We start from the raw sequence: 10,604 nt of genomic DNA, 5'->3' as shown, positions 1-10,604 counted from the left end.
AGGTAATGTCAAGATGATGGTCTGTAAGGGAATACAATTTCTTTGGAAGACCTTTTCTGCCAAGACCAATGAGCAGAAGATAGGAACGGTTGCGCATCACGCCTTCAGCGATATCTTCCGGAGTGACGGTGAACTTTTCCTCAGGCATTGAGGTAGTTACCACAGCAGTTCCGAACTGGGACTGGAAACCTTTTTTTGGAAGATCGAAAATGAACAGACGGTTATTCTCATGCAATGCCTTTAGATATTTACCAGACCCGCCGATAGTGGTCTTATCCATAACATATTCCACAAGCTCCTCAGGGGTCATCTTAAAAGGAAAATCAAAAAGACAGAGGGTCAAACCGTAAGCATAACAGATCGGTGCAGCTCTTGCAATTGCACGATAATGAGCATCCAGCACCTTTATTTTATCATAAGTATTTATAAGACCAAGTGTTAACACAATTTAAACCTCGTTCAGTACTATACATAGAACATATTGTTTACAGTTGTCGTATCGGTCACATTCACGACAATCCTGCCATAAGCTCGCTTTTTCCGACATAGGAAGTTCCACAAAACCCATTTTTTTGAAAAACACAGGAGATGTAGTCCTTACATAAAGCCGCTCATGGGAAACAGCCCCCATGAGCCTGGCTATCATTTTTGACCCTACCCCCATTCCACGATAGGTAGGATGGACTGCAATGGAATGAACCTCACAACATTCCTTATCCGAAACTGCTGCCACTCCAACGATCTTGCCATCCACTTCAGCAACTATGAAATCCTCCATAGGAACATCATCAATATCAAGGAAATATGTCCCCATAATGCCTTCAACAGACCTACGATCAGATATTTCGGCATATCTTATCGCCACATCGATATTTCCCTTCATTTTCAGAGGACCTCATCCATGCTGCCACTTCTGAAACCTTCCAGATCAAGCGTCACATACGGACAGCCCATTTCTTTCAGGCAGCTAAGGACCGGTTTTCTATTTTCAATGATAATAGGAATATCCACGGGCTGTACCTCGATACGGGCAATATCATCGTGCACCCTTACCCTTACAGAAGATATTCCCAAGGAGTGAATGAGATCTTCTGCAGTTTCAATTTTTCCAAGGAGATCAGAGGTCACTTCAGTGCCATAAGGAAGTCTTGAAAGAAGACAGGAATTTGAAGGTCTATTAGCAACATCAAGTCCGAGATAGGATGCCATCTCTCGAACTTCCTCTTTACTTACATTAAAATCGACATAAGGGGTAAAGATAGAAGAACCGGCTTCCCTCAGGGCTTCCAGTCCGGGTCGGCGACCGGTTATTTCGGAAGCATTTGTCCCTTCCATAATTACGTTCAACCCTTCCTCTGAAGCTACGCCTTTTAGCTTTTTGACAAAGTGCTTCTTGCAATAGTAGCATCTCTGAGGATCGTTCATTCTTATACGCTCATCAGAGAGGATGTCATGGTCAAGAACAATGTGCCTTATACCAATAAGTTCTGCTGTTCTTTTTGCATATTCAAGTTCACTTTGCAGGATCACAGGTGAATAAAGGGTGACTGCAAGAGCATTGTCCCCCAATGCATCGAATGCCAGGGCAGCAAGAGTTGAACTATCCACGCCTCCTGAGAAAGCAACAAGCACTTTTTTTTTCTTAGCTATGGCCTTTTTTATAATACCCATTTTATCGGGAAGTGTCAATTCTATTGAGGGGTCCACGCTAAATCCAAAGTACCGAAAAGATAAATAAGTACTGTATGAGGAAAAACGGGTTAGAACAGATTATTTTTTATTATCTATTCGCATAGATAGATTATATATCTTATCATGATGATAATTGTTATATTGTATAATGAACAAATTTGTACATTATAACAAGAGAGAAAGGTGAAAAAGTGGATAATGAATGGGAGATAGACCTGAAATTACCGGATATATCTGCAATGGCCACACTGCTGGCAACTGCAATATGTTCTGCCATAATGGGTGCTGCTGAGATCGCTTACACGATGTTGTGGATCACCGCTGCGTATGAACGCCATGGTAAGGAATTCTTTATCGACCTTATCAATGCAAAAGCACTTACATGGACCGCAGAATTCGTTATTGTCGCGGGATCGTTGATGTTGCTTTCCTCAATGATGTTCCTGATAACAATGTTCTACTCACTGATAGAACTGAATGCGGTGAGGGATCCAAGCAAGAAGATCAGGATGAACGTAATATTCCTGCTTTTCATAATTGCAATGATATTGCTGTTCATAGCACTCATTTCAGCATTGATCCTGAGATACATATGATCGGAAAGACATACAAATAATCCAACAGAGGGGATATCATGAGCTTTACCAATATTGCAGGCACCATAAGAGAAGTGCCAAAACCGGTCGAAAAGAAGAGAACGACCTTTGAGGAGATCCAAAAAACGGCTACCAAGACGAAAAGGGTAATGTACCCTATTTCGGGGATCGTGGGACAGGAAATGATGCTTCGGGCATTGATACTGAATGCAATCAATCCATCCATCGGAGGAGTTCTGGTACGAGGCCAGAAAGGGACAGCCAAATCAACAGCAGTGAGAGGATTAGCAGAGATCTTGCCGGAGATCGAAGTGATCGGCGGATGCAAATATAACTGTGACCCCCTGGACACCGACACGTTCTGCTGGGAATGTGTGGACAAACAGAGGAAGGGTCAGATAAAGGTAGAAAAAGTACCCATGAAGGTCGTCGATCTTCCGGTTGGAGCTACCGAGGACAGGGTAGTTGGAAGTCTAGATATAGAGAAGGCTGTAAAGGAAGGCACCCAGGCCTTTGAACCGGGTATCCTTGCCAATGCGAACCGAAATATCCTTTATGTGGACGAGATCAACCTGCTGGATGATTTTGTAGTGGATGCATTACTCGATGCTGCTGCAATGAACGTGAATACGGTGGAAAGAGAAGGGATCAGTGTAAGTCACCCTGCCAATTTCATTATCGTGGGAAGCATGAACCCGGAGGAAGGAGAGCTTCGACCACAGCTTCTTGACAGGATAGCCCTTCAGGTGGAAGTTGAGGGAATTACCGATATTGAGCAAAGGGTAGAGATCATTGAGAGAAGGAACCAGTTCAACAAGGACCCGCAGGAGTTCAGAAGGGAATTTGAATCTGAACAAGAGAAATTGCGTGCCAAGATAATCAAGGCAAAGCAGGCAATAGGCAGGATATCCGCAACAAGGGACAATCTGCGGACAATTGCGAAGATATGTGTCGCCTTCAATGTTGATGGTCACAGAGCCGATATTATGATAGAACGTACTGCACGCACAAATGCGGCTTATGAAGGTAGAGAGAGGATCACCAACGAGGATATTATAGAAGCCGCAGAGATGGTACTGCCTCACAGAATGAGAAAGAAACCATTCGAAGAAGAGGAGTTCAGTGCGGAACAACTTCGGGCTGTAGTTAACGGAACTGTTTAAGACAGGTATATCGAATGAAGGATCAAGTTACCGCATCTCGTTTGAGGAAAAGCCTTGACAGGAACTATGATGTCGGGGTATTCAATCCGGGCAGACCGGTAATAAGCGTTCGGCTGCCCCTTACAGAGCTTTCTCAGATAAGTGGGACTGATACCGAGGCGGTTCACAAAAAGCTCATTTCAGGAACAGGGTCGATACAGCCGGAAGATGTGAAGGAGATATTCATTATCGCTGATAACGACCATGTGATAGTTGATCCGAAGGATTTTTTCAAGTCATTTAAGAAAGAGTCAGAGGTTGAAACGGTCTTTGAGGAAGAACAAGAATTTCCCAAGAAAGATGATTATGATATCATGAGGATAACTATCCCTGAAAATGGAGTCGAGCAAGGAAGCAAAGAGACCGTTGACAAGGCAATTGATGAGGTAGAGGTCCATCTTGTCCCGAGGGAATATGAACCGAAGTTCGAAACGGGTCCAAAACGGATTAAGAAAGAAAAACCTGTACTTGTCAAGAGAAACAAGCAGAACTTGGTAGTGGATATCCCCGGAGCAAAGGAAGATATACCAGAGATAATTCCAGAGGAAAAGCAGACTTTGGAATTACTGGAAACAAAAGTACCGGAGGCAGAAGGGGAAGTATGTAACGATCCGAAGATCGAAGAGCCGGGCCCAATTTCTGAGAACCGGAAGGATACTGCTGAATTTGAAAGTGAACAGAACTGTGCCCCCGAAGATATATCAAAGTCAAAAACAAAGCCTGAAAGAGATGATCATCTCGAAGATGAGAAAGCAGTGAGCAAGATACTTACGGATTTTGCGAAGAACAAGCAGAAGAAGAAAGTAGTTTCTGGAAGATTGAAATCCGGGAGACGGGCAGAGGTTCTCACCAAGGGTAAGCGAGGGCGATATGTCAGGTATAAGATGCCTGGAGATAAGGTGACGGATATCGCCATTGCGCCTACTGTGCGTGCAGCGGCACATCACGCCAAGGACGGGAAGATAAGCATTAAAAAGAGCGATATCAGGGAAAAGATAAGGCGACGAAGGATATCCACGCTGATAAATATCGTTTTTGATACTTCTGATTCCATGGATGAAAAGGAGAAGATCAAGATCACAACAGATGTTGTTCTCGCACTTCTCAAAGATGCGTATCAGAGAAGAGACAGGGTATCTCTTGTTACATATAGCGGAAGGTCGGCAGAACTCGTGCTACCGTTCACTTCGTCCGTGGAGTCTGCAAAGAGATATCTGGAAAAGGTGCCTTTCGGAGGGACCACACCAATGGTCTCCGGCATACTCACAGGTGTCGAGACCATCCTCCAGGAATTGAAGCGTGAACCTTCAGCTGTTCCTATTATGATACTCGTGACAGATGGTACTGCCAACGTCCCATTGAACCGGGGCGGGAGTATAGAAAGGGAACTGCTACAGGTATGCAAGGGTTTTAACGATTACAGGATAAACATGCTTGTTGTCGATATCAGTAGGAATGGAAGTGACCTTGCGGAAAAGCTGGCAGATGTTGCCTGCGGTAAATACTACCATCCAGTACTTTTAAGTAAAGAAACACTTTATTCTGCTATAAAAGGAGAGCGTAACGATCTGACAGATATTGCATCTTCTGCCTCTAATCTTCGATGAGGCGGGGTCGTTACTCCCGGGACTGCGAACGCGGTCATTTTTTAAACATAAAAGGCAGGATAACATGTTAGAAGTTCTTCAGGAATCACTCCGTAAGGCACCCATTGTGATAAGAGGCGAATATCCGTATTTCATACACCCGATCTCAGATGGTGTCCCATCCCTTGAACCGGAACTGCTGGATGAGATCGCAGACCATATGATAGATATTGCGGGAACCGATTACGACAGGATAGTATCCATCGAAGCAATGGGAATCCCACTGGCAACGGCACTTTCAATGAAGACAGGAAAACCCATGTCCATTGTCAGGAAGAGGCAATACGGACTTGAGGGCGAGGTAGTCCTTTCACAGAGCACAGGTTATTCAAAAGGCGAGCTTTACATCAACGGAGTGAGCAAGGGCGAGACTGTCCTTGTTGTGGACGATGTTATCAGTACCGGCGGCACATTGAAAGCCCTTCTTCCGGCACTTGAGAACATGGGTGCGAATATCTGTAATGTTATCGTGGTCATCAGCAGAGGCGATGGTGCTGCAAAGATGAGCGATATGGGCTATAATGTCAATACCCTTGTGAAGATAGATGTCGATATGAACGGGGTCTCTATTCTGGAGGTGGCCGGTGAGCAGCAGTGAGCCTTTCGATTTTCAGATAGACCATATCATTGAGATAATAAGGAAAGTGCAACCTGAGATCATAGGACTGCAATTCCCGGAGGGTTTTAAGAGGCGAGGTCCTACTATTGCTTCAGAGATCAGTGAAGCTACCGGAGTGGAGATTATCATTTCTGCAAATCCTTGTTATGGTGCTTGTGACCTCGACATACCCATACTTGAAAATGTTGACCTGCTTTTCCATTTCGGACATGCTCAACTTGATGATAACAGGTATAGCGACAAGGTCATTTTTATAGAGACACGCTCCGATGCGGACGTCAAGGATGTTGTTCTCAAGGCCTTGGAGGAACTCCATGGGAAGAAAGTGGGACTTCTGACCACTGTACAGCATGTCCATAAGTTGCCGGAGGTTCGGGAGATCCTGGAGGCCAACGGCAAGGTCGTAGCCATAGGAAGAGGCGACAGTAAGATTGCATACGCCGGACAGGTGCTGGGATGCAATTTTTCGGTTGCTGACGACCTGGACTGCGAGGAGTTCCTTTATATCGGCAGTGGAGGGTTCCATCCACTTGGGGTTTCGCTTGCTACCGGAAAGAGGGTTCTTATTGCAGACCCATTCTCGAAGGAGGTGAGGGAGGTAGACCCGTCCCTTATCATGCGTCAGCGTAGTGCGGCCATTGCGAAGTCACTGGATGCCGAGTCTTTCGAGATCATTGTTTCCAGTAAACCAGGGCAATACAGAATGGAACTTGCCAGGGAACTTAAAGAACTTGCCGAGGAGAAGGGGAAGACCGCTTATATATTGATACTCGACCTCATCACCCCTGACCAGATGCTGCAGTTCAAAGTGGATGCTTTTGTGAGCACTGCATGTCCGCGACTTGCTGTGGATGAGGTGGGAAGGTTCTCCGCACCCATGCTCACCCCACAGGAATTCGAGATAGTTCTCGGAAAGCGTGAGTGGGAAGACATGGTCTTTGATGAGATAAGGGGAGACTGAGGATCATGAAGCAACGCAAGCTCGAGATCCTCCTTGAAAAGGTAAGGGGGTTCGAGAAGCCTAATGTAACCCTGGAACAGTACCCTACCCCGGCTTTGCTTGCGGCGGAGATGCTTCATTTTGCGTTCATGAAGGGAGATCTTGAGGGTACGGTCTATGATCTGGGGTGCGGCACAGGAATGCTTGCCATCGGTGCAGCTGTCCTTGGTGCTGAGAGGGTTGTGGGATTCGATTCAGACCCGGGAGCACTGGAGATCGCCCGGGAGAATGCTGAGATGATCGGTGTCGATGTGGAATTCGAGTGTAAGGATATCAGACAGGTCAGAGGACATGCAGATACTGTGGTCATGAATCCGCCTTTTGGTGCACAGGTAAAGGGAAGTGACAGACCTTTCCTCAAAACCGCGATGAGAGTGGCGGATGTGACGTATTCAATACACAATAGTGGAAGTCTGGCGTTCGTGAAAAAGTTCATTCAACCTGCGGTCATCACGGAATGGTACAATACTGGATTTCCGATAAAACGAACATTTAAATTCCATAAAAAAGATGTAGAAAGAATTGAGGTTGAAATTTACAGGATTATTACAGATAATTGCCAGACCGATCAAAAGTAATTGCTGGCGTATTTAAATTAGATGAGGGATTCCTATTAGAATAAGAAACCGCAAGAAAACGACCAGAAGGAGCATGAAGTCCTTAGGTGAGAAGCCAGAGGTCGAAGAGGAAGTATTAGATACTGCCAGTAAAAAGGTAAAAGTGGCAGAAAAGAAAGTAGAGAAGAGGAAAACCGAGACCCCTAAGACTAATACGGAAGATGATCACGTGGAAGAGGAACAGCATGGAGAGAAGGTCCTGGTAATGCCTGGTGACATTATCGGCACTACCGAGGAATTTGAAGCAGGGGATAACACTTACATTGTCAGAGGTGACATTCTTTCACTTGCCACCGGCTTCGTAATGGTGAACAAGAAGCGCAGGACTATATCTGTAAAACCGACTACAAGCATGCCACCAACTATCAAAAAGGGTGACATACTGATAGGAACGGTCGTCAATGTGCGTGATTCCATGGCACTTGTGCAGATAGAGGGGATCAAGGGTGTCGTTGACCGTCAGTTCATCAAACCCGGAGTTGCTGCCATTCATGTTTCCAATGTGAAGGAATCATACGTTAAGGAAATGTCAAAGGAGTTCGCTGTAGCTGATGTTGTTAAGGCGAAGGTCATCAACATTGAGAATATGAGGATGACGACTTCCGGAAAGGAACTTGGTGTGATGGTCGCAACATGTGCCAATTGTGGAAGTACGTTGAAAAAAGATGATCAGGTATTGAAGTGTGCTCAATGCGGACGTACAGAGTCACGTAAGATATCTTCCGATTACGGCACCGGTATTATTTAAGTTCAACAGTAAGGAGATTATAAAATGGAACTTAAGATCTTAGAAAAATCTGATGATGAGATGAAAATGGAGATAGCTGGAGAGAGTCATACACTCTTGAACATGCTCAAGATCATCCTTCTTGAAGATGAGCGCGTCCATACCGCATCTTATGATATGAAACACGTAACGGTCAGTGAGCCTATTCTTTTCATTAAGACAGAGAATGCTGATCCCATAGATGTTGTCAAGGATGCAGTGGCTAAATTGATCACAGATTGTGAAGAGTTCGCCACCGTTTTCAATAAAGCTGTGGAATGATATTTCCACACTTTTTTACTATTTTAACCCATTAGTTGCTACTTTAGAAGAGCAAGAAGTGACCAAACAGAAGTGAGTATATGACACTTGACGATGCTGCATTAAAGAATTTCGGATTCATTGAACGCCCTACTAAGAATATGATCAATATCGATCCCCTGCAGACCGGAGGGATACTGACAGAGGATGCCAGACGTGCTCTGGTGGAATGGGGAGACGGATATTCCATCTGTGATAACTGCGGAGGCGTTCTGGACCTTATTAAGAAGCCTCCTGTACAGGAGTTCGTCCACGAGGCCCTCCCGGAGTTTTTGGGAGTGGATCAGGCACGTATAACCCACGGTGCGCGGGAATCGAAGTTCGCTGTGATGCATGCCATTGCCCAGGAAGGCGATACTGTCATCCTTGACGGCCTTGCCCATTATTCTTCTGTTGTGGCGGCTCAACGCGCACGCCTAGAGATAAGAAAGGTCCCGCATTCGGAGCACCCGGACTATTATATCGATCCTGAAGGCTACGGCACCGCTATCGAGGAGACCATCAGTGAGACCGGAAAAGCCCCTGCTCTTGCACTCCTGACCTACCCTGACGGCAATTACGGCAACCTAGCCGATGCCAAAAAAATAGCTTCCGTCTGCCATGAGTACGATGTCCCTCTGCTTCTGAACTGTGCGTATTCCGTTGGCAGGATGCCAGTGGACGCAAAGGAGCTGGGCGTGGATTTCATTGTCGGAAGCGGTCACAAGTCCATGGCGAGCTGCGGACCCATAGGTGTGCTTGGCGTGAACGATGATAACGGTGACTATTCCGATATCATATTCCGAAAGTCCCCCACCAACAAGAACAAGGAAATAGAGCTTCTCGGCTGTACTGCCCGCAGTGCGACCCTGATGACCATGATAGCCTCGTTCCCCGAAGTCGTGAAACGCACCCGGAACTGGGACAATGAAGTGGCCGATGCCAGATGGTTCTCCGAAAAGCTGGAAGCCCTGGGGCTCATACAGCTGGGACAAAGACCCCACAACCACGACCTGATGTTCTTCGAGGCCCCCAACCTCTACGAGATCTCCACAAGAGTAAAGAAGGGAAGGTACTTCCTCTACAAAGAGCTCAAGAGCCGAAACATACACGGCATCAAAGCCGGTCTTACCAAGTTCTTCAAGCTCAGCACCTTCCAAGTCGGCAGAGAGAATCTCTCCTATATTGTATATTCCTTCGAACAGATCTTTAAGAAGTTCGAGTGTTGGTCTTTCATTTCTTTTCTTTTTTCAATCGATCACTAGAGTGCCATCGCTGTTCAAATCGCTCACAGAAGACCAAAACAGCTATAATATAAAACGGCCAAATAGATAAAGAGAAGTTGTGCGACTGTGGTTTAGTGGTATGACCTGAGCTTCCCAAGCTTAGAACCCGGGTTCGAATCCCGGCAGCCGCATTTTTTTGTGTATAAGTAACAGCTAGATAGCTTACTTGTTATAAATTTATAGTTCTTTCAGAGTTCGAATCCAATTCCCCGCACAGCAAGTCGGGGTAATAGGTATCCTAAAAAGTAGATACTCAAAAATTCAGATTGTTATGATATTACTTAATCGTAAAAAGTTGTAGTTATACAGTGTTAATATTCTTCTTGTTAAAGAAATTAGGACACCTAATTAAAATTTATGTATAATAATTCTATATTTTCACCGTACAATCTATAAGAGAAATATCATTATTGTTTATGCAATCATATTTTATTGAAAATTTAATCTCATATTTCCAGCTTTCAGCAAGTTTGAGTACGGAAATATATTGTCAATCACATTTTTTTTAGGATAACTTTAATATATTTTTACATATCTGTATGCAGAATAGTTACTAATCATCAAAGATTAATATGTCGAAATATTTTAGTATGTCAGGAGATATATCAATAATGAGTGAACTGGAATTATTAAAGACAACATCAGGTTGTGAAGAATACTATCAAAAACTTCACACCACTTGTGGAGATATAATAAATTCTTCTTTTGAGGCAGATGATGGTTCACATAGCAAAAATCATCATTTTATTGTTGATTTTGAAACTTGGATTCAGGTATTATCCACACGCCCAGAAGTAAATTTATTCAAATTTGCATTGCGTGAATATCAGTTTGGCCTTTTGGCTCTCGTGCAAGGTCAGTATAGACAAGCTTTTATGGC

At 44.7% G+C, this 10,604-nt stretch carries 13 protein-coding genes and 1 tRNA gene; 11 read left to right on the top strand and 3 right to left on the bottom strand.

Features of this window, described 5'->3' with window-relative positions:
• The 3 genes from QAS77_RS07235 to larE form a co-directional block, all read right to left on the bottom strand.
• Positions 1 to 445, bottom strand: a 445-nt coding sequence (locus QAS77_RS07235; protein ID WP_305064670.1) for a DUF531 domain-containing protein, incomplete at its 3' end; no start/stop codon positions are given.
• A gap of 3 nt (positions 446 to 448) precedes the next feature.
• A complete protein-coding gene (locus tag QAS77_RS07230; RefSeq protein ID WP_305064669.1) occupies positions 449 to 883 on the bottom strand; it encodes a GNAT family N-acetyltransferase in 435 nt (144 codons plus the stop codon).
• 2 nt (positions 884 to 885) lie between these two features.
• Entirely contained in the window at positions 886 to 1,707 is an 822-nt protein-coding gene (gene larE / locus QAS77_RS07225) for an ATP-dependent sacrificial sulfur transferase LarE (RefSeq protein ID WP_305064667.1), read from the bottom strand.
• A 176-nt stretch (positions 1,708 to 1,883) separates the two neighbouring features.
• Between larE and QAS77_RS07220 the strand changes: the two genes are divergently transcribed.
• The 11 genes from QAS77_RS07220 to QAS77_RS07170 form a co-directional block, all read left to right on the top strand.
• Positions 1,884 to 2,288, top strand: a complete 405-nt coding sequence (locus QAS77_RS07220; RefSeq protein WP_305064665.1) for a hypothetical protein — start codon at positions 1,884 to 1,886, stop codon at positions 2,286 to 2,288.
• A 38-nt stretch (positions 2,289 to 2,326) separates the two neighbouring features.
• Positions 2,327 to 3,451 carry an ATP-binding protein gene (locus QAS77_RS07215; protein WP_305064664.1) on the top strand — a complete coding sequence of 375 codons (1,125 nt, stop codon included), beginning with the start codon at positions 2,327 to 2,329 and terminating at the stop codon, positions 3,449 to 3,451.
• Positions 3,452 to 3,465: 14 nt separating this feature from the next.
• Positions 3,466 to 5,097 (top strand): VWA domain-containing protein, encoded by a 1,632-nt coding sequence (locus tag QAS77_RS07210; RefSeq protein ID WP_305064662.1) that lies wholly within the window; start codon positions 3,466 to 3,468, stop codon positions 5,095 to 5,097.
• A 64-nt stretch (positions 5,098 to 5,161) separates the two neighbouring features.
• Positions 5,162 to 5,734 (top strand): hypoxanthine/guanine phosphoribosyltransferase, encoded by a 573-nt coding sequence (gene hpt / locus QAS77_RS07205; RefSeq protein WP_305064660.1) that lies wholly within the window; start codon positions 5,162 to 5,164, stop codon positions 5,732 to 5,734.
• Entirely contained in the window at positions 5,721 to 6,716 is a 996-nt protein-coding gene (dph2, locus tag QAS77_RS07200; RefSeq protein ID WP_305064659.1) for a diphthamide biosynthesis enzyme Dph2, read from the top strand. Before hpt ends, dph2 begins: the two co-directional genes overlap by 14 nt.
• A 5-nt stretch (positions 6,717 to 6,721) precedes the next feature.
• Entirely contained in the window at positions 6,722 to 7,333 is a 612-nt protein-coding gene (locus QAS77_RS07195; protein WP_305064658.1) for an METTL5 family protein, read from the top strand.
• A 73-nt stretch (positions 7,334 to 7,406) separates the two neighbouring features.
• Complete coding sequence (locus QAS77_RS07190; protein ID WP_305064656.1) at positions 7,407 to 8,120, top strand: exosome complex RNA-binding protein Csl4; 714 nt, start codon at positions 7,407 to 7,409, stop codon at positions 8,118 to 8,120.
• Between the two features lie 24 nt (positions 8,121 to 8,144).
• Positions 8,145 to 8,420, top strand: a complete 276-nt coding sequence (locus QAS77_RS07185) for a DNA-directed RNA polymerase subunit L (protein ID WP_305064654.1) — start codon at positions 8,145 to 8,147, stop codon at positions 8,418 to 8,420.
• A gap of 80 nt (positions 8,421 to 8,500) precedes the next feature.
• On the top strand, positions 8,501 to 9,703 hold the full coding sequence (gene pscS, locus QAS77_RS07180; RefSeq protein WP_305064653.1) for an O-phospho-L-seryl-tRNA:Cys-tRNA synthase: 1,203 nt from the start codon (positions 8,501 to 8,503) through the stop codon (positions 9,701 to 9,703).
• Between the two features lie 81 nt (positions 9,704 to 9,784).
• Positions 9,785 to 9,855: transfer RNA gene (locus QAS77_RS07175), tRNA-Gly, on the top strand.
• A 480-nt stretch (positions 9,856 to 10,335) separates the two neighbouring features.
• Positions 10,336 to 10,604, top strand: a 269-nt coding sequence (locus QAS77_RS07170; protein WP_305064652.1) for a hypothetical protein, incomplete at its 3' end; no start/stop codon positions are given.

Source organism: Methanococcoides sp. (genome assembly GCF_030594565.1).
GTDB classification, from domain to species: Archaea; Halobacteriota; Methanosarcinia; order Methanosarcinales; family Methanosarcinaceae; genus Methanococcoides; species Methanococcoides seepicolus.
Note: the sequence above shows the minus strand (reverse complement) of the source record. Positions and strands in the feature narration are given on the sequence as shown.